Consider the following 21,276-nt stretch of genomic DNA (forward strand, 5'->3'; position numbering starts at 1 on the left):
AACGCCTTTTATGAAAATGTGACAGACCGATGACGCGTGCTGGCGAATGACGAAACCGGTCCCTTTACTTGCGGCCTTCTCAAAACGGGGGCTTACCCTATGCCTATCAATCCCTTTGTCAGCCTGTTCGGCCGTTCACCCATCGGCCCCATGCAACAGCATATCGCCAAGGCCCACGAGTGCGCGGCGAACCTGATGCCTTTCTTCGAGGCCGTAATGGCCGAGGATTGGGCCAAGGTGGAACAGGTACAACAGGAGATGTCCCGGCTGGAGCACGAGGCTGACAAGCTGAAGAAAAGCGTGCGCCTGCACCTGCCCAAGAGCCTGTTCCTGCCGGTGCCGCGTTCGGACCTGCTGGAACTGCTCAGTGTACAGGACAAAGTCGCCAACCGTGCCAAGGACATCGCCGGCCTGATGCTCGGCCGGCAGATGGCCATTCCGCAGCCGCTGCAGCCGCTGATGCGGACCTACGTACAGCGTAGTGTGGACGCCAGCGCCCAGGCGCTGAAGGCGATGAACGAGCTGGACGAGCTGCTCGAGACCGGTTTCGCCGGTCGTGAGGCCGAGCTGGTGGAAACCCTCATCGAGGAACTCGGTTCGATCGAGAACGATACCGATCGCCTGCAGATCGAGGTCCGTCGCCACCTGTTCAAGCTGGAGAAGGATCTTCCCCCGGTCGATGTGATGTTCCTCTATCAGATCATCGACTGGATCGGCGATGTCGCCGACCGTGCCCAACGAGTGGGCAACCGACTGGAACAACTGCTGGCGCGCTAAGCGCCAGTGTCCTTTCTGGGATCTACGGAAACTAATTTATGTCTCTGATTGCGGACTACGGGCTGGTTCTGCTCGTTCTTGCCTGCCTTTTCGGTTTTTTCATGGCCTGGGGTGTTGGAGCCAACGATGTAGCCAATGCTATGGGTACATCCGTTGGCTCGCGTGCACTGACCATCAAGCAGGCGATCATCATCGCCATGGTCTTCGAATTCGCCGGTGCCTATCTGGCCGGCGGCGAGGTGACCGAAACCATCAAGAACGGCATCGTCGATGCCAATCTGATCAGCCCCAATCTGATGGTGCTGGGCATGATGTCGGCATTGCTGGCTGCCGGCACCTGGCTTCTGGTGGCCTCGACGCGTGGCTGGCCGGTGTCCACCACCCACACCATCGTCGGCGCAGTGATCGGTTTCGCTGCGGTCGGCGTGTCGATGGACGCGGTGCACTGGGGCGGTGTCGGCCCCATCGTCGCCAGCTGGGTGGTCACGCCGATGCTGGCCGGGATCATCTCCTTCTGCCTGTTCGTCAGCGTGCAGAAGCTGATCATCGATACCGACAACCCGTTCATGAACGCCAAGCGCTACGTGCCGCTGTACATGTTCATCACCGGCTTCATGATTTCACTGATGACCATGACCAAGGGCCTCAAGCATGTCGGCCTGAACCTCTCCAGCACCGAGGGCTTCCTGCTCTCGATCGGCATCGGTGTGCTGGTCATGCTGATTGGTATCGCTCTGCTCAGCCGCATTCACGTCGATGCCGAAGCCGACAAGGCTTTCCACTTCTCCAGCGTGGAGAAGGTGTTCGCCATCCTGATGATCTTCACCGCCTGCTCCATGGCCTTCGCTCATGGCTCCAATGATGTGGCCAACGCGGTCGGCCCGCTGGCCGCCATCGTCGGTGTGATCCAGAGTGGCGGCGAGCTTGCCGCTGGGCAGAAGTCGCTGGTACCGGGCTGGATCCTGCTGCTGGGCGCGCTGGGCATCGTGGTCGGTCTGGCCACCTACGGCTATAAGGTCATCGCCACCATCGGCAAGGAAATCACCGAGCTGACCCCCAGCCGTGGCTTCGCCGCCGAACTGGCTGCCGCCACTACCGTGGTCAGCGCCTCTGGCCTGGGCCTGCCGGTATCCACCACCCACACCCTGGTCGGCGCCATTCTCGGTGTCGGCCTGGCGCGCGGCATCGGTGCGCTGAACCTGGGCATGATCGGCAAGATCTTCCTGTCCTGGATCATCACCCTGCCAGCTGGCGCGATCCTGTCGATCGTCTTCTTCTTCATTCTGCGCGCGCTGTTCGGCGGGGTCTGATTCCATCCCGGCGGTTTCACCGACAAGGCGATGCCCCTATGATGGGGCACCGTCCGAGGAGATCGCCGATGCCCCTGCCATTCTTCCGAGAGCAGTTCGCCGCGCTGATCGCAGCGCCTTCGGTGAGCTGTACCCAGCCCAACTGGGACCAGACCAACGCGCCGGTCATCGAGCTGCTTGCCGCCTGGCTCGGTGATCTGGGCTTCACCTGCGAAACCCAGCAGATTGCCCCCGGCAAGTTCAACCTGCTCGCCAGCTATGGCTCCGGCCCTGGCGGCCTGGTGCTGGCCGGACACAGTGATACCGTGCCCTTCGACGCCGCCCTGTGGCAGACCGACCCGCTCAAGCTGAGCGAAGTGGGCGACCGCTGGGTGGGCCTCGGCAGTTGCGACATGAAGGGCTTCTTCGCCCTGGCCATCGAGGCCGTGCGGCCGCTTCTCGACCAGCCCTTCAAGCAACCTTTGCTGATTCTCGCCACCTGCGACGAGGAAAGCTCCATGGCCGGTGCCCGCGCCCTGGCCGATGCCGGGCGGCCGCTGGGCCGTGCGGCCGTGATTGGCGAGCCCACCGGCCTCAAGCCGATCCGCCTGCACAAGGGCATAATGATGGAGCGCATCGATATCCTCGGGCGCAGCGGCCACTCCTCCGATCCCGCGCTCGGCCACAGTGCGCTGGAGGCCATGCAGGACGTGATGGGCGAGCTGCGCGGCCTGCGCGCGCAATGGCAACGCGAGTTCAACAACCCCCAGTTCAGCGTGCCGCAGCCGACGCTGAACCTCGGCTGCATCCACGGCGGCGACAATCCCAATCGCATCTGCGGTCAGTGTGCGCTGGAGTTCGACCTGCGGCCGTTGCCGGGCATGGACGCGGAGCAGCTGCGTGAGGCCATTCGCGGCAAGCTGCAGCCGCTGGCGCTCAAGCATCAGGTGCGCATCGACTACGGTCCGCTGTTCCCGGAAGTGCCGCCGTTCGAACAGCGCGCCGATGCCGAGCTGGTGCGTCTGGCCGAGCGCCTCACCGGGCACAGCGCGCAGGCGGTGGCGTTCGGTACCGAGGCGCCTTATCTTCAGCAGCTGGGCTGCGAGACCCTGGTGCTCGGCCCCGGCGACATCGATTGCGCGCACCAGCCAGGGGAACACCTGGAACTGGCCCGCATCGAACCTACCGTGGCGCTGTTGCGCCAACTGATCCAACACTATTGCCTGAGCCGGAGCGAAGACGTGCAGCGACGATGAGACCGACCTTCTGACCGAACATGACGGCCATGCCGTCCTAAGTCTCTACGTTAATGGATTGCTCATGCACGACTACGTCACCTGGTTACGCCACGCTTCGCCTTACATCAATGCTCATCGCGACCGCACCTTCGTGGTCATGCTGCCGGGCGAGGGCGTCGCTCATCCGAATTTCGCCAATATCGTCCACGACCTGGTACTGCTGCACAGCCTTGGCGTGCGCCTGGTGCTGGTGCATGGCTCGCGCCCGCAGATCGAGGCACGCCTTGCCGCCCGCGGCCTGACCCCGCACTATCATCGCGACCTGCGTATCACCGATGCACCGACCCTGGAGTGCGTGATCGATGCCGTCGGCCAGCTGCGCATCGCCATCGAGGCGCGTCTGTCGATGGATATGGCCGCTTCGCCCATGCAGGGCTCGCGCCTGCGCCTGACCAGTGGCAACTTCGTGACCGCACGGCCGATCGGCGTGCTCGATGGCATCGACTATCACCACACCGGCGAAGTGCGGCGCATCGACCGCAAGGGCATCAACCGCCAGCTCGACGAACGCAGCATCGTGCTGCTGTCGCCGCTGGGCTATTCGCCTACCGGGGAAATCTTCAACCTGGCCTGCGAGGACGTCGCCACCCGCGCCGCCATCGACCTGGGCGCGGACAAGCTGCTGCTGTTCGGCGCCGAGGACGGCCTGCTCGACGACAATGGCAAACTGGTGCGCGAACTACGTCCGCAACAGGTACCGGCGCATCTGGCGCGCCTGGGCAGCAACTACCAGGGCGAACTGCTCGACGCCGCCGCCGAGGCCTGCCGTGGCGGCGTGAAACGCAGCCATATCGTCAGCTACGCCACCGACGGCGCGCTGCTCAGCGAACTGTTTACCCGTACCGGTAACGGCACCCTGGTGGCCCAGGAGCAGTTCGAATCCCTGCGCGAGGCGAGCATCGAGGATGTCGGTGGCCTGATCGAGCTGATCAGCCCGCTGGAAGAGCAGGGCATTCTGGTGCGGCGTTCGCGCGAGGTTCTGGAGCGCGAGATCGAGCAATTCAGCATCGTCGAGCGAGAAGGGCTGATCATCGCCTGCGCGGCGCTCTATCCGATCGCCGATTCCGATTGTGGCGAGCTGGCCTGCCTGGCGGTCAACCCCGATTACCGCCACGGCGGCCGCGGCGACGAATTGCTCGAGCGTATCGAGGCCAGGGCGCGGGCACAGGGGATCAAGACCCTGTTCGTGCTCACCACCCGCACCGCCCACTGGTTCCGCGAGCGCGGCTTCGAGCCGAGTAGTGTCGAGCGCATGCCTACCGCGCGGGCATCGCTGTACAACTACCAGCGCAATTCCAAGGTGTTCGAGAAGGCGTTGTAGGCAGGGCGAGAGCAGGCCGGGTCTGTAGGAGCGGATTTATCCGCGAGCTTCGCGGCTGAAGCCGCTCCTACACTTGGAGCGATGCGGGAGGCCAAGGCCGAGCATGTAGCCCGGATGCAATCCGGGACAGCGAGCCAGAATACCCCCGGATTTCATCCGGACTACATCTCCACCAGCGCAATCCCAGGTGTGTGAGAAGGCGTTGTAGGCGGGGCGAGAACAGACCGGAACTGTAGGAGCGGATTTATCCGCGAGCTTCGCGGCTGAAGCCGCTCCTACACTTGGAGCGATGCGGGAGGCCAAGGCCGAGCATGTAGCCCGGATGCAATCCGGGACAGCGAGCCAGAATACCCCCGGATTTCATCCGGGCTACATCTCTGCCAGCACAATGCCGGGTGTGCGAGAAGGCGTTGTAGGCGGGGCGAGACGGGTCGGAACTGTAGGAGCGGATTTATCCGCGAGCTTCGCGGCTGAAGCCGCTCCTACACTTGGAGCGATGCAGGAGGCCGAAGCCCCTTCCGCGGTGCGTTCAGAGATTCAGGCGCTGCGCTGCTGCAGGCGCAGCTGTTCGGAGCCATCGTCCCAGCCGGCCTCCCAGGCTGCCGCAGGGATTTCCTCAGGGTAGGGCTGGCGGGTTCGGGCCTGGCCGGTGAGACCGGCCATATAGCCTTGCTGGTAGGCCTTGGTCAGGCTCTCCAGGCTCCATTGCGGCGTGGCGTCTTCGGCCATGGGCGCTGCTCGTCTATCGTCCTTTACCCGGCAATGCTAGCTTGCCTGGCGGCCGCGGGAGTGCCCGCCCATCCCGGGTTTTGCTCCGCTGGTTGGCTTTGTGACGCAGTCGACGCTTCGTCGTCTTACACGGCCAAAGCCAGAATGCTCGCCTGATAGGCCGCGACGAAGGCGTCGAAGTCGCCCTTGGGCTGCGCTTCCAGCTCCGCCTGCTCGGCCAGCGACTGGTGAGCGGCCTTCTCGAAAGCCTGCTGTTGTTCGGCGCTCGGCGGCTGTGCGCGGAAGTACTCGGCGTGGCGCAGGCTCTGCTGCAGGGCGAAGTCGGTAAAGCTCTGGCCCTGACGAAGAATCGCCAGCACCTGCGCCGATGGCGTCATCTCAACATCCGCGACCTTGGCCTGCTGTTGCGCCAGGGCCTCGACATGCGCGCCACTGTCCTGGCTGCGGTCGAGCAGCTCGGCCAGCGGCAGGATGCGTTCGAGCAGCTCGCCGGCCCAGACTTTGAGCTCCACCTGCTGGCTGCCATTTTGCAGATGCAGACCGGGACGACGGCCTTCCTTGACCACCTTGAGGAAGTTGCTGGTGCAACTGTTGCATTCGCCGTTTTCCAGCAGCGGGCTGTCTTCCAGCGCGCAGAACAGCAAGAAGGCGTCGATGAAGCGCGCCTGCGCCACGTCGATGCCGAGCGGCAGGAAGGGGTTGATGTCCAGGCAGCGCACTTCCACGTACTGTACGCCGCGGCTCATCAGCGCCTGGATTGGCCGCTCGCCGCTATGGGTTACGCGTTTCGGGCGGATGCTCGAGTAGTACTCGTTCTCGATCTGCAGGATGTTGGTGTTGAGCTGCAGCCACTCGTCGCCGCGCTTGGTGCCAGCCTCGACATAAGCCGGATAGGGCGTGCCGACGGCCAGGCGCAGGCTGTCGGTGTAGCTGGCCAGGTCGTTGTAACAGGGGGTCAGGCCGGCCTGCGCGTTGCTCTGGTAGCCCAGGTCGCTCATGCGCAGGCTGGTGGCGTACGGCAGGTACAGGGTGCTGGCGTCCAGCTCCTGCAACTGGTGCGGGCGGCCGCGCATGAAGCCCTTGTCCAGCGCCGGCGAGGCGCCGAACAGGTACATCAGCAGCCAGCTGTAGCGGCGGAAATTGCGGATCAGCGAGATATAGCGGGCCGACTGGTAGTCGCGCGCGCTCTGCTCGCTGCCTTCGCTGCGCTGCTGCAATTGCCACAGCTCCTCGGGCAGGGAGAAGTTGTAGTGGATGCCGGCGATGCACTGCATGGTCTTGCCGTAACGCAGTGCCAGACCCTTGCGGTACACGTACTTGAGGCGGCCGATGTTGGAGCTGCCGTAGTGGGCGATGGGGATGGTCTCTTCGTCCGGCAGGGCGCAGGGCATCGATGGGCTCCACAGCAGTTCGCCATCGAGCTTGTCGTAGGCGAAGCGGTGGATGTTCTCCAGTTCGGCGAGGGTGGCGGCCGGATCGTTGGCGGTGCCGGTGATGAACTCCAGCAGCGACTCGGAGTAGTCGGTGGTGATCTGCGCATGGGTCAGCGCCGAGCCCAGCGCCTGCGGATGCGGGGTCAGGGCCAGCTGGCCGTCGCGGTCGACGCGCAGGCATTCGCGCTCGATACCGTGCAGACATTCACCCAGCAGGGACAGATTGGCCGGCTCGCCGAGCTGGGCCAGGCGGCGGGAGAGAAGATCGCTCAAGATGCAATTCCTAACTGGGCAGTCGCCACAATATGAGGACTGCAGCAGCAAGCTTCAAGCTGCAAGCCACAAGTAAGGGCGCGTGGGCATTTCCCGACAGCTTATGGCGTGCAGCTTGCCGCTGCTTATATGCAGGCGAAGGTGCCTTGTGCCTTGGCGACCAGCTTGTCGCCCTGCAGCACTTCGGCTTCGACCACCTGGGTACGACGCCCGGCATGCAGCACTTTGGCGTGGCACAGCACGTTGCCCTCGGACACCGGGCGGATGTAGTTGATTTTGCACTCCAGGGTCACGCTGCTCGGGCCGCCATCGCCCAGGCTGTGGCTGGCCTGGCCCATGGCGGTGTCGATCAGCGAGAACAGCGCGCCGCCATGCAGCTTGCCGTGCAGGTTGCGCAGCTCGTCGGTGAGGGTCAGGCGCACGCGCGCCTCGCCACCGCCGACCTGGAGGATCTCCAGGCCGAGCAGGCGGGAAAAGGCGCTGCTGGCGCCGACGTTGCCTTCCGTACTCATTTCTTCAACTGCTTGGCGTTGGCGAACAGGGCGGCCATGCCGCCGGTGGCGGGAGCCGGCTTGTCCTGGCTGGAGTGGCGCTCGCTGCGCGGCGTATTGCCGCCGCGGTTGCCGTTGCCGCGTTGCCCACCGCGTGCGCCCTCGACTTTCTCGCCGGGGGTGTCGCCCATGCGCATGGACAGGGCGATGCGGTTACGCGGGATGTCCACTTCCATCACCTTGACCTTGACCACGTCGCCGGCCTTGACCGCCTCGTGCGGGTCCTTGATGAACTTCTCCGACAGCGCGCTGATGTGCACCAGGCCGTCCTGGTGCACACCGATGTCGACGAAGGCGCCGAAGTTGGTGACGTTGGTCACCACGCCTTCGAGGACCATGCCCAGCTTGAGGTCGTTGAGGGTTTCCACGCCTTCCTGGAATTCGGCGGTCTTGAACTCCGGGCGCGGGTCGCGGCCGGGCTTGTCCAGTTCCTTGAGGATGTCGCCGACGGTCACCAGGCCGAAGCGCTCGTCGGTGAACTTGGCCGGGTCCAGGCGCTTGAGGAAGCCCGAGTCGCCGATCAGCGAGCGAATGTCGCGGCCGGTGTCCTGGGCGATGCGCTCGACCAGCGGGTAGGTTTCCGGGTGCACCGCGGAAGCGTCGAGCGGGTTGTCGCCGCTCATCACGCGCAAGAAGCCGGCGGCCTGCTCGAAGGTCTTCTCGCCCAGGCGCGGCACTTTCTTCAGCGCTGCGCGCGAGGCGAAGGCGCCGTTGGCGTCGCGGTACTGGACGATGTTCTGCGCCAGGGTCGCGTTGAGGCCGGAGATGCGTGCCAGCAGGGCCGCGGAGGCGGTGTTCACATCCACGCCGACGGCGTTCACGCAGTCCTCGACCACGGCGTCCAGGCTGCGCGCCAGCTTGAGCTGCGACACGTCGTGCTGGTACTGGCCGACGCCGATGGATTTCGGATCGATCTTCACCAGCTCGGCCAGCGGATCCTGCAGGCGGCGGGCGATGGACACCGCACCACGCAGCGAAACGTCCAGGTCTGGGAATTCGCGTGCGGCCAGTTCCGAGGCCGAGTACACCGAGGCGCCGGCCTCGGAGACCATCACCTTGGTCAGCTTGAGGCCCGGCACTTTCTTGATCAGCTCGGCGGCCAGTTTGTCGGTCTCGCGGCTGGCGGTGCCGTTGCCGATGGAGATCAGGTCGACGCCATGCTTGGCGCACAGCTTGGCGAGGATCGCCAGGGTGCCGTCCCAGTCGTTGCGCGGGGCGTGCGGATAAACAGTGGCGGTTTCCAGCACCTTGCCGGTGGCATCGACCACCGCCACCTTGCAGCCGGTGCGCAGACCCGGGTCCAGTGCCAGGGTGGCGCGCGGGCCGGCCGGGGCGGCCAGCAGCAGGTCGTGCAGGTTGCGGGCGAACACGCTGATCGCCTCGTCCTCGGCCTTCTCGCGCAGCTCGCCGAGCAGGTCGGTTTCCAGGTGGTTGTACAGCTTGACCTTCCAGGTCCAGCGCACTACTTCGGCCAGCCACTTGTCGGCGGCGCGGCCTTGCGCGCTGATACCGAAGCGCTCGCCGATCATCACCTCGCACGGGTGCAGGGTGCCGGGCAGTTCTTCGCCGACCTTCAGGCTGGCGCTGAGGATGCCCTCGTTACGCCCACGGAAGATCGCCAGTGCACGGTGCGACGGCACGCCCTTAAGTGCTTCGTCATGCTCGAAGTAGTCGCTGAACTTGACGCCTTCGTTTTCTTTGCCCGGCACCAGGCGGGCGCTGAGGGTGGCGTTGTCCTTGAGGAAGCTGCGCAGCTTGTCGAGCAGCGCGGCGTCTTCGGCGAAGCGCTCCATGAGGATGTACTTGGCGCCTTCGAGCACGGCCTTGGTATCGGCGAAGCCTTTCTCGGCATCGATGAAGCGCTCGGCTTCCTGTTCCGGCGTCAGGCTCGGGTCGGCGAACAGCGCATCGGCCAGCTCGCCGAGGCCAGCTTCGAGGGCGATCTGACCCTTGGTGCGGCGCTTCTGCTTGTACGGCAAATACAAGTCTTCGAGTCGCGTCTTGGTGTCGGCCAGGTCGATCTCGCGCTTGAGCTCGGGGGTGAGCTTGCCCTGCTCCTCGATGCTGGCGAGGATCGCCACGCGGCGCTCGTCCAGCTCGCGCAGGTAGCGCAGGCGCTCTTCCAGGTGGCGCAGCTGGGTATCGTCGAGGCTGCCGGTCACTTCTTTGCGGTAACGGGCGATGAAGGGCACGGTGGAACCTTCGTCGAGCAGGGCCACGGCGGCGGCAACCTGTTGCGGGCGCACGCCCAGTTCATCGGCGATGCGATTGTTGATGCTGTCCATATGAAAACTACCCACTGAAGCGACAGGGCGGCCGTAAAGATGCCGGCCAGATACGAAAGCGGCGCATTATAAACACCGCATTCATAAGTACTGGGCACCGTTGGGGAAAAATCTGCTAACAATGGCTAAAGCGCCCACCGGTGCGCCTGAGCGATAATGCCGCCACTTGCCGTCCACAGTACGGCTGTCCAAGGAGACGCCATGACCCAGTCCGCCGCCCCTGCCGCCGCCGAAGGCGAGAAGATTCTCATCGTCGATGACGACGCCCGTCTGCGCCGCCTGCTCGAGCGCTTCTTCGATGAGCAGGGCTACCGGGTGCGTGCGGTGGAGAACGTCGAGCAGATGGACCGTCTGCTGGCCCGCGAGCTGTTCAATCTGGTTGTGCTCGACCTGATGCTGCCTGGCGAAGACGGCCTGTCCGCCTGCCGCCGCCTGCGTGAATCGAACAACCAGATCCCGATCATCATGCTCACCGCCAAGGGCGATGAGTCCAGCCGCATTCAGGGCCTGGAGATAGGCGCCGACGATTACCTGGCCAAGCCTTTCAACCCGCGCGAGCTGCTCGCCCGCATCAAGGCCGTACTGCGCCGCCAGGCGCCGGTGGTGCCGGGTGCGCCGGGCGCCGAGGATGAAAGCGTCAGCTTCGGCGACTACGAGCTGTCCTTGGCCACGCGCGAACTGAGGAAGGGCGAGGAAGTGCACATGCTCACCACCGGCGAGTTCGCCGTGCTCAAGGCCCTGGTGCAGCATGCGCGGGAGCCGCTGACCCGCGACAAACTGATGAACCTGGCCCGTGGCCGCGAGTGGGATGCGCTGGAGCGCTCCATCGACGTACAGATCAGCCGCCTGCGCCGCCTGATCGAGCCGGACCCGTCCAAGCCGCGCTATATCCAGACCGTCTGGGGCGTTGGTTACGTCTTCGTTCCTGACGGCAACAAGTGACGCGTAGGAGCGAGCTCTGCTCGCGAATTGAAGCCACGTTTTCGCGAGCAGAGCTCGCTCCTACGGTTCTGCGCTGATGAAAGCCCCTTACTGGTTCCCGCAAAGCTTCTTCGCCCGCACCCTCTGGCTTGTGCTCGTCGTCGTGCTGTTCTCCAAGGCACTGACGCTGGTGTACCTGATGATGAACGAGGACGTGCTGGTCGACCGCCAGTACAGCCACGGTGCGGCGCTTACCTTGCGGGCCTACTGGGCGGCCAACCCCGATGACCGCGACCATATCGCCCAGGCCGCCGGGCTCAAGCGCATCCCGCGCGACAAAGTGCCGGCCAGCGAGCAGCACTGGCCCTACAGCGAAATCTTCCAGCGGCAGATGCAGACCGAGCTCGGCCCGGATACCGAAACCCACGTGCGAGCGACCACTCCGCCGGCGCTCTGGGTGCATGCGCCGAGCCTTGGCGACGGCTGGGTGCGGGTGCCGATGTACCCGCACCCGCTGCGTGGCCAGCGGATCTGGAGCGTGCTCGGCTGGTTCCTCGGCATTGGCCTGCTGTCCACTGCCGCGGCTTGGATCTTCGTGCGTCAGCTCAATGCGCCGCTCAAACGTTTGGTCTTCGCCGCCCGCCAGCTTGGCCAGGGGCGCAGCGTGCGCCTGCCGGTGAGCGATACGCCGAGTGAAATGACCGAGGTGTACCGCGCCTTCAATCAGATGGCCGAGGACGTCGAGCAGGCCGGCCGCGAGCGCGAGCTGATGCTGGCCGGCGTCTCCCATGATCTGCGCACGCCGCTGACGCGCCTGCGTCTGGCACTGGAGTTCATGGACAACGATTCCGAGCTGACCGAGGACATGGTGCGCGATATTGAGGACATGGACGCCATCCTCGATCAGTTCCTCGCCTTCATCCGCGACGGCCGCGACGAGCCGGTGGAGGAGGCCGACTTCCCCGAGCTGGTGCGCGAAACCCTGGCGCCCTACAACCAGGGCGGCGAGCGCGTGCGCCTGTGCCTTGAAGCCATTCCACCGTTTCCGCTGCGCCGGGTATCGACCAAGCGCCTGCTTACCAACCTGGTGGAGAACGCGCTCAACCATGGCGGTGGTGATGCCGTCGAGGTGGTCGCCAGCCTGGCCGGCGATCACAGCGCGCCCTATGTGGTATTGAGCGTGCTGGACCGTGGCAATGGTATCGATCCGGCCGAGCTGGACAGCATCTTCAATCCCTTCATTCGCGGTGATCGTGCCCGTGGCGGGCGCGGCACCGGCCTGGGCCTGGCCATCGTCAAGCGTATCGCGGCGCTACACGGCGGCAGCGTCGAGCTGCGCAACCGCAGTGGCGGCGGCCTGGAGGCGCGGGTGCGGTTGCCGCTGGGGCTGTTGTTGCCGCGCGACGCGGTGTAACCGGCCGTCCACTCGCGGCGCCCAAGTGCTGGCAATATGCTGCCAAGCGCTTTGGCGCTGGGCTATGCTGTGCCAGCGCATCACTTCGAGGCCTGCATGCCCGCCGCCTTCCCCGACCGCTTGCCCAGCTGGACCTGGTGGCTACCGCTGCCGATCCTCCACCTGGCAACCTGGATTTCCCTGGCGACCCGTCTGAACGATGGGATAGCGCTGTGCTACCTGCCTATGGTACTCGGCCTTGCATTCTGCCTGTGGTGGGGCCCGCGCGTGCTGCTGGCGCTTTACCTCAACGCCCTGCTCAGCGTGCCGCTTTGGGACCTGCCCTGGCAGTGGGCGCCGCTCTATGCGCTGCCGGAAACCGCCGCGGTGGCCCTGGGATGGTGGTTGTTGCGGCGCCAGTCGTTCGACCCGTCCCTGGGGCGCCTGAGCGATGTGCTGCGATTCCTCGCCTTCGCCGTGCTGATGCCGGCCACCCTGGTGGCCCTCTGGCTGCAGAGCAACCTCTGGCTTACCGGCTTTCAGGCCGGCGATCAGTGGGCACGGGCGAGCCTGACGGTGTGGTTGAGCGACACCATCAACCTGCTGGCGCTGACGGCCCCCTTGTTGACCTTCGGCACGCCGCTGCTACGCAGTCGCGGCTGGCTGCGCGAGCGAAGCCACGTCACCGCTCCTGCGCTGCCGGTCAGCCGCTGGCCCGGTGGCTGGCCGCTGGCGTTGGGCGTATTTCTGCTGTTGATGCTGCTCGGTGCCAGCCTGCCGGCCCAACTCGCCTTGCCGCTGCTGGGGCTCTGTACGCTGGTACTGGCATTGCGTCACGCTTTCGCAGGGGCGTTGTACGGCGTGCTGCTGGTGTTCGTTGTCACCCTGCCATTACCGCTCTGGCGCGGCAGTTCAAGTTTCACCGAGTTGGATCTGCAGCGCGATCAGCTGCATTTCGTCGTTCTGCTGCTGATGGGCGCCACGCTGGTGGTGGGGCGTGCGCTCAGTGACCTGCGCCAGGCGCTGGCGCGCAGCGCGCAGATGCAGGAGCAACTGGCCCGGGCCAATCTGGCGATGGAGGCCAGCCCGCTGGGCGTGACCATCGCCGACGCGCGCCAGGCCGATCTGCCGCTGGTCTACTGCAATGCCGCGTTCAGCCAGATAACCGGTTATCACGCCGAAGAGGTGCTGGGGCGCAATTGCCGTTTCCTGCTCGGCAAGGATCGCACCCAGCTGGAGCTGCAACCCTTGCGCGCCGCCCTGCGCGACGGCCGCAGCGGCCATGCCGTGGTGCGCAACTATCGCAAGGACGGCCGACCGTTCTGGAACGAGGTGGTACTGGCGCCGATGCGCGACGAGCAAGGCATCAGTCATTTCGTCGGCCTGCAGCACGATGTCACCGAGCGCGTGGAGCTGGCAGCCAAGGTCGAGCAGCAACGCTCGCAGCTGCTGCGCCAGAGTCACCTGTTCAGCCAGACCGAAGACATCGCCAACCTCGGTGGCTGGGTGCTCGAAGTCGGCGACTACAGCATGTTCTGGAGTGATGGCTGCTACCGCATCGTCGAGCGTGACATCCACCTGGGGCCACCCCGTTTCGAGCAGGCGCTGCACTACTTCGACACGCCGAGCCAGGCGCTGATAATGCAGACCCTGCAGGCTGCGCTGGGCGGGCTCGACGAGATCGACCTCGAACTGCATCTTGCAGCGCGCCTCGGCGGGCGCCTGGTACGCGTGCGCGGCATGGCCGAGCGCGATGAGGATGGCAGCCTGATGCGCATCTACGGCGTGGTGCAGGACATCAGCGAGCGCAAGCGCACCGAGTCGCAGCTGCGCGAGCGCGACGAGCGCCTGCGTCTGTTCTTCGAGGCGCCGCTGATCGGCATGGCACTGACCAGTCAGAGTTTCGGCTGGGAAGAGATCAACCAGAAACTGTGCAGCATTCTTGGGCGCAGCCGCGATGAAGTGCTGGCCAGCAGCTGGCAGCAACTCTCGCACCCGGACGATCTGCCGGCCGAGCAGGCCAGTGTCGAACAGGTACTGCTGGGCAACAGCGAAGGTTTCGAGATGGACAAGCGCTTCCTGCGCGCCGACGGCCAGGTGGTGTTCACCCGCGTCAGCCTGCGTGCGGTGCGCGGTGGCAGTGGGCGGCAGAGCGTATTCCTGCTGCTGGTCGAGGACATCAGCGCACGTCACCAGGCCGAGGCGCGCTATCGCACCCTGGTCGAGCATGCGCCCGAGGCGATTCTGTTGTTCAACCCCGATGGCGGCATCGTCGAGTGCAACGAGAACGCGCTGCGGCTGTTCCGTTATCGCCGCGAAGAGCTGCTCGGCCGGTCGATCCAGAGCATCAGCCCGTTGCGCCAGGCTGATGGCCGCCTGTCCTCCCGTGCCGGTAAGGCGTTCATGCGCCAGGCCGTGGCCGGTGAGGCGCCGGTGTTCGAGTGGACGCACCGCGACAGTGCCGGGCGCCAGCTGCCGTGCGAGGTGCGTCTGGTGCGCATGCCGGGCGAGGGATTGTTGATCCGCGCCAGCGTCACCGATATTTCCGAGCGCCAGCGCTACCAGCGCGAGATCGAGCGCCTGGCCTACAGCGACGAGCTGACCGGTCTGCCCAATCGCCGTCTGCTGCTCGATCGTCTGCAACACGCCATGGACCGGGAGAATCGCGAGGGCAGCCTGGGCGCGCTGCTGTTCATCGACCTGGATCATTTCAAGACGGTCAACGACAGCCTCGGCCATCTGGTCGGCGATGCTCTGCTGGTGGAAGTGACCACGCGCCTGGCCCGCGAGCTGCGCACCGAGGACACCCTGGCGCGGCTGGGCGGAGACGAGTTCGTGGTGCTGCTCGAAGCCCTGGGCAGCGAGGCACAGGCGGTGGCCGAGCATGCTGCCGCAGTGGGGGAGAAGCTGTTGCGCGGGCTGCAGGGCAGTTGCCTGATTGACGGGCATGAGCTGGCGATCAGCGCCAGCATCGGCATCGCCCTGCATCCGATGGGGCTGCAACATGCCTCGGACATTCTCAAGCAGGCTGACACTGCCATGTATCGGGCCAAGCACGCCGGGCGCAACGCCCTGCATTTCTTCGCGCCGGAGATGCAGGCTGCCATCGACCAGCGGCTGCAGTTGCAGGGCGAACTGCGCCAGGCCATCGCCCGCCAGCAGTTGCAGCTGGTGTTCCAGCCGCAGTTGATGCTGGCCGATGACTCGCTGGCCGGTGCCGAGGTGCTGCTGCGCTGGATGCACCCTGAGCGCGGCGAGATCGCGCCGGATCAGTTCATCCCGCTGGCGGAGGAAACCGGGCTGATCCAGGACATCGGCCGGTGGGTGCTGGAGCAGGCCTGCGCGGCCCTGGCGCGCTGGCAGGCGCAGTGGCCGCAGCTGGTGCTGGCGGTCAACCTCAGCCCGCGCGAGCTGCGCCAGGCCGGCTGCGTCGAGCGGGTCGAGCAGTGCCTGCGTGATCACGGGGTACCGGCGCATGCTCTGGAGTTGGAAATCACCGAGGGCGTGCTGCTCGAAGACGTCGAACGCTGCATCGGCAACATGCAGCGACTCAAGGCGCAGGGCGTGCGCTTCGCCATCGACGACTTCGGCACCGGTTACTCGTCGCTCACCTACCTCAAGCGTCTGCCGCTGGACCGGCTGAAGATCGACCGCAGTTTCGTCGCCGATCTGGACGGTGCAGCGAGCGGGCGCATGCTGGTGCAGACCATCCTGATGATCGCACGCAACCTGGATCTGGAATGCGTGGCCGAAGGCATCGAGCAGGACAGCCAGCTGGCATTTCTGCGTGAGCAGGGTTGCGCGATGGGCCAGGGCTATCTGTTCGGCCGGCCGATGAAGGAGGCCGAGTTTCTCGCCTGGATGCAGGCGCGCCCGCGCTGAGCTGCGCTACCAGCTCAGGCTGTTGTCGCCGAGCCGCGCCTGCTGGCCGTAGGGCCAGGGGAAATTGCTGTCGCCATGGCCGCTGGGCAGGTCGCCATACAGCGGCACGCCCAGCGGTGCCACGTATTCGCCGATGATCTGCTCCAGGCTGTGATGCACCCCGCGCCGTGGGCAGTCGGTGAAGCTGCCCAGGCACACCGCGCGCGGCTTTCTCCCGGCGAAGCTGTGCAGCAGTTGCCAGAAGCTGCGCTCCAGGCGGTAGTAAGGCTCGCCGACGTCTTCCAGGATCAGGATCGAATCTTCGGCCAGACGCATTTCGGCGCCTGTGCCGCAGGCGCTGGCCAGGGCCGTGAGGTTGCCGCCCTGCAGGGTGCCTGCGATGGCATGGCGCGGGCCGCTGATATGACGCAGCGGCAGCTGTCGATGTTCGCCCTCGAGCATGCTCCATAGCGCCTGCATCGAGGCCAGCCGTTCACGCTGGCCGGTGGGCACCGACAGCATCTGATGGCCGAGCGCCGTGGCCACCGGGCCATGAATCGCCGGCAAGCCCTGCTGGGCGAAGGCTTCGAGCAGGATCGACAGATCGGAGAAGCCGATCAGCGGGCGCGAACTGGCCTGGCGCAGCAGCGCCCAATCGATTTCCGCCACCAGTTGCGCGCAGCCGTAACCGCCACGCAGGCACCAGACGGCGGCAATATCGGGCAGGGTGAAGGCCTGGTGCAGATCCTCCAGGCGCTGCTCCGGCGTACCGGCGAGGTAGCGGTGGCGGGCGTGCACATGCCGGCCCAGGTGGTAGCGCACGCCCAGCACGTCGAGCTGTGCCAGGGTCGCTTCCAGTACGTCTTCGGCAACGGCCGCCGCGGGGGCGATCAGCGCCAGGCGGCCGGCGAACGTTCGGTTCATCCGCGGCCCTTGGTGCGGGTCTGGCCGGGCTCGGCGTGTTTTTCCAGATGCTGGATGATCATGCCGGCGACGTCCTTGGCGGTGGTGGTCTCGATGCCTTCCAGGCCCGGCGAGGAATTGACCTCCATCACCAGCGGCCCGTGGTTGGAGCGCAGGATGTCGACCCCGGCGACGTTCAGGCCCATCACCTTGGCCGCGCGCACCGCGGTCATGCGTTCTTCCGGGGTGATCTTGATCAGGCTGGCGCTGCCGCCGCGGTGCAGATTGGAGCGAAATTCGCCGGCCTTGGCCTGGCGCTTCATCGCGGCGATCACCTTGTCGCCGACCACGAAGCAGCGGATGTCGGCACCGCCGGCCTCCTGGATGTATTCCTGGACCATGATGTCCTGCTTGAGGCCGAGGAAGGCCTCGATCACCGACTCGGCCGCCTTGGTCGTCTCGGCCAGCACCACGCCCATGCCCTGGGTGCCTTCCAGCACCTTGATCACCAACGGCGCGCCACCGACCATCTGAATCAGGTCGGGAATGTCGTCGGGGGAGTGGGCGAAGCCGGTCACCGGCAGGCCGATGCCCTTGCGCGACAGCAGCTGCAGGGCGCGCAGCTTGTCGCGCGAGCGGCTGATGGCCACCGACTCGTTGAGCGGGTAGACGCCCATCATCTCGAACTGGCGCAACACCGCGCAGCCATAGAAGGTCACCGAGGCGCCGATGCGCGGAATCACCGCATCGAAACCCTCCAGCGGCTGGCCGCGGTAGTGGATCTGTGGCTTGTGACTGGCGATGTTCATATAGGCGCGCAGGGTGTCGATCACCACCATTTCATGGCCCCGCTGCTGCCCGGCCTCTACCAGGCGGCGGGTGGAATACAGACGCGGGTTGCGCGACAGCACGGCGATCTTCATTGGGCACCTGGAAGGGCAGAGGAGAGTGAGGGTTTGTCCTGCACGTAGCTGAGCGCAGGATTGACCACCAATTGGCCGGTGATCAGCGCCTTGGAACCGAGTAATACGCGATAACGCATGGTCTTGCGACAGGCCAGGGTGAATTCCACCGGCCACAGGCGATCGCCCAGGGCCAGGTTAGTACGGATCACATAGCGGCTCTGCGCCTGGCCGTTGGAGCTCTTGATACGCTTGACCGACACCAGCGGCGCCTCGCAGCGATGACGGCGCTGCACCTGGGTGCCGAGGTAGGCGGTGAAGCGCACCCAGTCCTCGCCGTCACGCTGGAATGGCTGGATATCGCTGGCGTGCAGGCTGGAGGTACTGGCGCCGGTGTCGATCTTGGCGCGCAGGCCGATGATGCCGAGCTCGGGCAGATTGATCCACTCACGCAGGCCGATCACGCTGAGCTGGTCGAAGGTCTTCAAGGTGAGAGTGTCCCCTGCGGCGTACAACGCCTATGATTCCGCGCATTCTAGTTGTGTCGTGTGACAACTGCATCCGCCCTGCGTGCGAATGCCCAACCCCTTCAGAGTGTGAGATGAGCGAAAAAGACGACGACAAGGTACGCCTGGACAAATGGCTGTGGGCGGCGCGCTTCTACAAGACCCGAGCCCTGGCCAAAGCCGCTATAGAAGGTGGCAAGGTGCATCACCGCGGCGACCGCTGCAAGCCGGGCAAGGAGCCGAAGGTCGGCGACGAGTATGTACTGCGCACCGGCTTCGATGAACGCACGGTGGTCGTGCTGGCGCTCTCCAGCGTGCGCCGCGGCGCGCCCGAGGCGCAATTGCTGTATCGCGAAACCGAAGAGAGCATCGCCCGCCGCGAACAGGCTGCAGCGATGCGCAAGGCCGGCGCTATGGGCGTACAGACCGATGGCCGGCCGAGCAAGAAGCAGCGCCGGCAGATCCACCAGTTCAACGAGCATCAGGAGGGTGGCATGCGCCATCCCTGGGCCGACGAGGAATAGCAGCATTGGAAAAGCTGTGGGAGCGGACTTGCCCGCGAGTATGGTTGCGCGGTTGTAAGGCTGTGCTGAAGAGCGGCTTCAACGCAGCATGCCCATCGACCGAATCAGTAGTGGGGGCTACCAGGATAGCGGGCTCTTGTGGGGGCGGACTTGTCCGCGAATATGGCGGCGCGGTTGTCTCAGGCTGTGCTGAAAAGCAGCGTCAACGCAGCATGGGCGTCGACCGGGGCAATGGTGGTGCTACCGGAAAGCTTCGCGGACAAGCCCGCTCCCACAGGTAGGCGCTGGGCCGAGGCCCGTAGTCGCATCGCCCACTACCACCCGGACGACCCAGGGTGGCAGTGAGGCCAGACCCTCAGTGCCCGCTGACGATGCTCATGCGGCCCAGCAGCGGCAGCTTGGCCAGGCGTGAGGTGATCGGCAGGGTAATTTTCTCCAGCCATTCGCTGGCGTGATAACCCAGCGGGGTGTAGCAGCTCCAGGCCAGGGCCAGCAGGCTGAGGAGCACGCCACCGACGAAGGCGTCCGCTCCCCAATGGGCACCGGCCACCAGGCGCGGGAGAATGCCGATCACGCTAATGGCCCAGACCAGCGCCAGACGCCAGCCGCGGGCGAAGAAACTCATGAAATAGGTCCAGATCAGCAGCACCGAAGCGTGATCGCCGGGGAAGCTGCGGCTGGCGCTGTCCTTCAGGTCCCAACGTTCTTCCCAGGCCGGGAACATTTCCGTCAGACGCGCACTGCCGTCCACCACCAGCGACGGGCTGGCGTGCTGCCAGCCCATGTATTCGACCAGGTCGGCGAACAGCACGCGCATCAGCAGCATCACCGTCAGAGCGACGAGGAAGGCAAACAGCGCGCGGCGCACCTGGACACCGGTGAAGATCAGGTCGGCCTTGAGCATCACTGCCAGCATCACCACGCCGACCCCGGCGTCGACCGGGCGCATGCTGCCGATGGCCCAGATATGCGCCCACAGGCCGCCAGCATGTACCGGGTCGTTGAGCAGCTTGAACAGCCACAGGTCGAAGCCGTTCCACAGCTCGCGCGTGGGCTGCCACAACCAGCTGGCGAGCAGCACGAGGGCCACGATATGGCAGACCAGCATGGCGCGGGGATGCCAGTGGCGATTGATGAACGTGCTCGACATGGGATGTCCCTTTGCAGATATGTAACAGGCGTACTCAGGCGCGCGGATGATAGGCAGGGCTGACGCCAGTACAAGGGCAGTAGCGCAATCGTTCAGTCGAGGTTCAGGGGGCGGGATTGGTCACGAGAGCCACATCACATGACGTTCGGGCCTTGGTTGTGTCGGCATTTGTGCATAAAATCGCCAGCCTTTCAGACCCTGGGCCAGCCGCTATGAACGACTTCAGTCAACGTTTCCTGTTCGACGACACCGATGTGCGTGGGGAGATGGTCGCGCTACGCGAGAGCTATGCCCATGTGCTGGCCAAGCACGCCTACCCGCAGCCGGTGGCGCAACTGCTGGGCGAGATGATGGCTGCCGCCGCGTTGCTGGTCGGTACGCTGAAGTTCGACGGCCTGCTGGTGCTGCAGGCCCGCGCTGAAGGCCCGCTTTCGCTGCTGATGGTGGAGTGCTCCAGCGCCCGCGAGCTGCGCGGCATCGCCCGCTACGAGGCCGAACAGATCGGCGCCGATGCCGACCTGCAAAGCCTGATGCCCAATGGCGTGCTGGCCATCACCATCGACCCGACCCACGGTCAGCGTTACCAGGGCATCGTCGACCTGGAGGGTGTGGACCTGGCCGAGTGCCTGTCCAACTACTTCGCCAGCTCCGAGCAACTGCCGACCCGCTTCTGGCTCAAGGCTGACGGCCAGCGCGCCCGTGGCCTGCTGCTGCAACAGCTGCCGGCGCATCACCAGACCGAGGCCGAGGAGCGTGCCGAGAGCTGGAACCATGTGCTGACCCTGGCCGACACCCTGACCGCCGAAGAACTGCTCGGTCTGGACAACCCGACCCTGCTGCATCGTCTTTACCACGAAGAAAACGTTCGCCTGTTCGATGAGCAGCCGCTGCAGTTCCGCTGCAGCTGTTCGCGCGAGCGCTCCGCCAGTGCCCTGGCCAGCCTCGGCCAGGCCGATGCCGAACTGCTGCTGGCCGAGCAGGGCGGCAGCGTGGTGATCGATTGCCAGTTCTGCAACGAGCGCTATGCCTTCGACGCCGCCGATATCGCTCAGCTGTTCGCCGGTGCCGGTAGCGAAGCGCCGTCGCAGACCCGCCATTGATGAACTTTTCTGATCGATAGCCGTTCTCTATCGGAGCGGAGGCTGCCAAGCAGTTCGCTT

At 65.3% G+C, this 21,276-nt stretch carries 17 protein-coding genes; 9 read left to right on the forward strand and 8 right to left on the reverse strand.

All coding sequences use genetic code 11. The features are described 5' to 3' along the window. The first annotated feature begins 99 nt into the window (after positions 1-99). The 4 genes from B3P22_RS18175 to argA all read left to right on the forward strand — a co-directional run bounded on the left by B3P22_RS18175 (position 100) and on the right by argA (position 4,685). A complete protein-coding gene (locus tag B3P22_RS18175; RefSeq protein ID WP_197858109.1) occupies positions 100-777 on the forward strand; it encodes a TIGR00153 family protein in 678 nt (225 codons plus the stop codon). Between the two features lie 38 nt (positions 778-815). Further along, on the forward strand, positions 816-2,087 hold the full coding sequence (locus tag B3P22_RS18180; RefSeq protein ID WP_275545621.1) for an inorganic phosphate transporter: 1,272 nt from the start codon (positions 816-818) through the stop codon (positions 2,085-2,087). A 68-nt stretch (positions 2,088-2,155) separates the two neighbouring features. Next, complete coding sequence (gene argE / locus B3P22_RS18185) at positions 2,156-3,322, forward strand: acetylornithine deacetylase (protein ID WP_296271946.1); 1,167 nt, start codon at positions 2,156-2,158, stop codon at positions 3,320-3,322. Positions 3,323-3,386: 64 nt separating this feature from the next. Then, on the forward strand, positions 3,387-4,685 hold the full coding sequence (gene argA, locus B3P22_RS18190) for an amino-acid N-acetyltransferase (RefSeq protein ID WP_296271947.1): 1,299 nt from the start codon (positions 3,387-3,389) through the stop codon (positions 4,683-4,685). Between the two features lie 537 nt (positions 4,686-5,222). On the opposite strand, the gene rmf is transcribed toward argA, so the two are convergent. The 4 genes from rmf to B3P22_RS18210 all read right to left on the reverse strand — a co-directional run bounded on the left by rmf (position 5,223) and on the right by B3P22_RS18210 (position 9,956). Continuing rightward, positions 5,223-5,414 (reverse strand): ribosome modulation factor, encoded by a 192-nt coding sequence (rmf, locus tag B3P22_RS18195; RefSeq protein WP_275545618.1) that lies wholly within the window; start codon positions 5,412-5,414, stop codon positions 5,223-5,225. Positions 5,415-5,539: 125 nt separating this feature from the next. Beyond that, complete coding sequence (gshA, locus tag B3P22_RS18200; RefSeq protein ID WP_296271948.1) at positions 5,540-7,120, reverse strand: glutamate--cysteine ligase; 1,581 nt, start codon at positions 7,118-7,120, stop codon at positions 5,540-5,542. 125 nt (positions 7,121-7,245) lie between these two features. Further along, complete coding sequence (locus B3P22_RS18205; protein WP_296271949.1) at positions 7,246-7,632, reverse strand: PaaI family thioesterase; 387 nt, start codon at positions 7,630-7,632, stop codon at positions 7,246-7,248. Then, entirely contained in the window at positions 7,629-9,956 is a 2,328-nt protein-coding gene (locus B3P22_RS18210) for a Tex family protein (protein ID WP_296271950.1), read from the reverse strand. Before B3P22_RS18210 ends, B3P22_RS18205 begins: the two co-directional genes overlap by 4 nt. A gap of 201 nt (positions 9,957-10,157) precedes the next feature. Here B3P22_RS18210 and ompR point away from each other — a divergent pair, with 201 nt between their 5' ends. From ompR to B3P22_RS18225, 3 genes are all read left to right on the forward strand, one after another. After that, the gene (gene ompR / locus B3P22_RS18215; protein ID WP_296271951.1) at positions 10,158-10,898 is read left to right on the forward strand and encodes a two-component system response regulator OmpR; all 741 of its coding nucleotides are present in this window, start codon (positions 10,158-10,160) and stop codon (positions 10,896-10,898) included. A gap of 76 nt (positions 10,899-10,974) precedes the next feature. Continuing rightward, positions 10,975-12,291 carry an ATP-binding protein gene (locus B3P22_RS18220; protein ID WP_275545613.1) on the forward strand — a complete coding sequence of 439 codons (1,317 nt, stop codon included), beginning with the start codon at positions 10,975-10,977 and terminating at the stop codon, positions 12,289-12,291. 96 nt (positions 12,292-12,387) lie between these two features. Continuing rightward, positions 12,388-16,152 (forward strand): EAL domain-containing protein, encoded by a 3,765-nt coding sequence (locus tag B3P22_RS18225; RefSeq protein WP_296271952.1) that lies wholly within the window; start codon positions 12,388-12,390, stop codon positions 16,150-16,152. Positions 16,153-16,158: 6 nt separating this feature from the next. Here B3P22_RS18225 and B3P22_RS18230 read toward each other — a convergent pair whose 3' ends face one another. From B3P22_RS18230 to B3P22_RS18240, 3 genes are read right to left on the reverse strand one after another with little or no spacing between them, the layout of a single operon-like run. Continuing rightward, the gene (locus B3P22_RS18230; RefSeq protein ID WP_296271953.1) at positions 16,159-17,055 is read right to left on the reverse strand and encodes a S66 peptidase family protein; all 897 of its coding nucleotides are present in this window, start codon (positions 17,053-17,055) and stop codon (positions 16,159-16,161) included. Continuing rightward, positions 17,052-17,957, reverse strand: a complete 906-nt coding sequence (gene rimK / locus B3P22_RS18235) for a 30S ribosomal protein S6--L-glutamate ligase (RefSeq protein ID WP_197858097.1) — start codon at positions 17,955-17,957, stop codon at positions 17,052-17,054. The genes B3P22_RS18230 and rimK overlap by 4 nt, the downstream gene beginning before the upstream one ends. After that, a complete protein-coding gene (locus B3P22_RS18240; RefSeq protein WP_197858122.1) occupies positions 17,954-18,391 on the reverse strand; it encodes an ATP-dependent zinc protease in 438 nt (145 codons plus the stop codon). Before B3P22_RS18240 ends, rimK begins: the two co-directional genes overlap by 4 nt. A 146-nt stretch (positions 18,392-18,537) precedes the next feature. Between B3P22_RS18240 and B3P22_RS18245 the strand changes: the two genes are divergently transcribed. Further along, entirely contained in the window at positions 18,538-18,966 is a 429-nt protein-coding gene (locus B3P22_RS18245; RefSeq protein ID WP_275545609.1) for an RNA-binding S4 domain-containing protein, read from the forward strand. Between the two features lie 355 nt (positions 18,967-19,321). Here the strand turns inward: B3P22_RS18245 and B3P22_RS18250 are convergent, their stop codons facing one another. Beyond that, on the reverse strand, positions 19,322-20,116 hold the full coding sequence (locus B3P22_RS18250; protein WP_296271954.1) for a phosphatase PAP2 family protein: 795 nt from the start codon (positions 20,114-20,116) through the stop codon (positions 19,322-19,324). Positions 20,117-20,328: 212 nt separating this feature from the next. Between B3P22_RS18250 and hslO the strand changes: the two genes are divergently transcribed. After that, the gene (gene hslO / locus B3P22_RS18255) at positions 20,329-21,216 is read left to right on the forward strand and encodes an Hsp33 family molecular chaperone HslO (protein WP_197858094.1); all 888 of its coding nucleotides are present in this window, start codon (positions 20,329-20,331) and stop codon (positions 21,214-21,216) included. The last annotated feature ends 60 nt before the right edge of the window (positions 21,217-21,276 follow it).

Source organism: Pseudomonas sp. UBA6323 (genome assembly GCF_002439135.1).
Taxonomy (GTDB): domain Bacteria; phylum Pseudomonadota; class Gammaproteobacteria; order Pseudomonadales; family Pseudomonadaceae; genus Aquipseudomonas.

What these genes read in the sequence shown, in the direction of transcription:
- B3P22_RS18175 (WP_197858109.1), top strand. Translation starts at nt 100, where the DNA reads ATGCCTATCAATCCCTTTGTCAGCCTGTTCGGCCGTTCACCCATCGGC.
- B3P22_RS18180 (WP_275545621.1), top strand. Translation starts at nt 816, where the DNA reads ATGTCTCTGATTGCGGACTACGGGCTGGTTCTGCTCGTTCTTGCCTGC.
- argE (WP_296271946.1), top strand. Translation starts at nt 2,156, where the DNA reads ATGCCCCTGCCATTCTTCCGAGAGCAGTTCGCCGCGCTGATCGCAGCG.
- argA (WP_296271947.1), top strand. Translation starts at nt 3,387, where the DNA reads ATGCACGACTACGTCACCTGGTTACGCCACGCTTCGCCTTACATCAAT.
- rmf (WP_275545618.1), bottom strand. Translation starts at nt 5,414, where the DNA reads ATGGCCGAAGACGCCACGCCGCAATGGAGCCTGGAGAGCCTGACCAAG.
- B3P22_RS18205 (WP_296271949.1), bottom strand. Translation starts at nt 7,632, where the DNA reads ATGAGTACGGAAGGCAACGTCGGCGCCAGCAGCGCCTTTTCCCGCCTG.
- B3P22_RS18210 (WP_296271950.1), bottom strand. Translation starts at nt 9,956, where the DNA reads ATGGACAGCATCAACAATCGCATCGCCGATGAACTGGGCGTGCGCCCG.
- ompR (WP_296271951.1), top strand. Translation starts at nt 10,158, where the DNA reads ATGACCCAGTCCGCCGCCCCTGCCGCCGCCGAAGGCGAGAAGATTCTC.
- B3P22_RS18220 (WP_275545613.1), top strand. Translation starts at nt 10,975, where the DNA reads ATGAAAGCCCCTTACTGGTTCCCGCAAAGCTTCTTCGCCCGCACCCTC.
- B3P22_RS18225 (WP_296271952.1), top strand. Translation starts at nt 12,388, where the DNA reads ATGCCCGCCGCCTTCCCCGACCGCTTGCCCAGCTGGACCTGGTGGCTA.
- B3P22_RS18230 (WP_296271953.1), bottom strand. Translation starts at nt 17,055, where the DNA reads ATGAACCGAACGTTCGCCGGCCGCCTGGCGCTGATCGCCCCCGCGGCG.
- rimK (WP_197858097.1), bottom strand. Translation starts at nt 17,957, where the DNA reads ATGAAGATCGCCGTGCTGTCGCGCAACCCGCGTCTGTATTCCACCCGC.
- B3P22_RS18245 (WP_275545609.1), top strand. Translation starts at nt 18,538, where the DNA reads ATGAGCGAAAAAGACGACGACAAGGTACGCCTGGACAAATGGCTGTGG.
- B3P22_RS18250 (WP_296271954.1), bottom strand. Translation starts at nt 20,116, where the DNA reads ATGTCGAGCACGTTCATCAATCGCCACTGGCATCCCCGCGCCATGCTG.
- hslO (WP_197858094.1), top strand. Translation starts at nt 20,329, where the DNA reads ATGAACGACTTCAGTCAACGTTTCCTGTTCGACGACACCGATGTGCGT.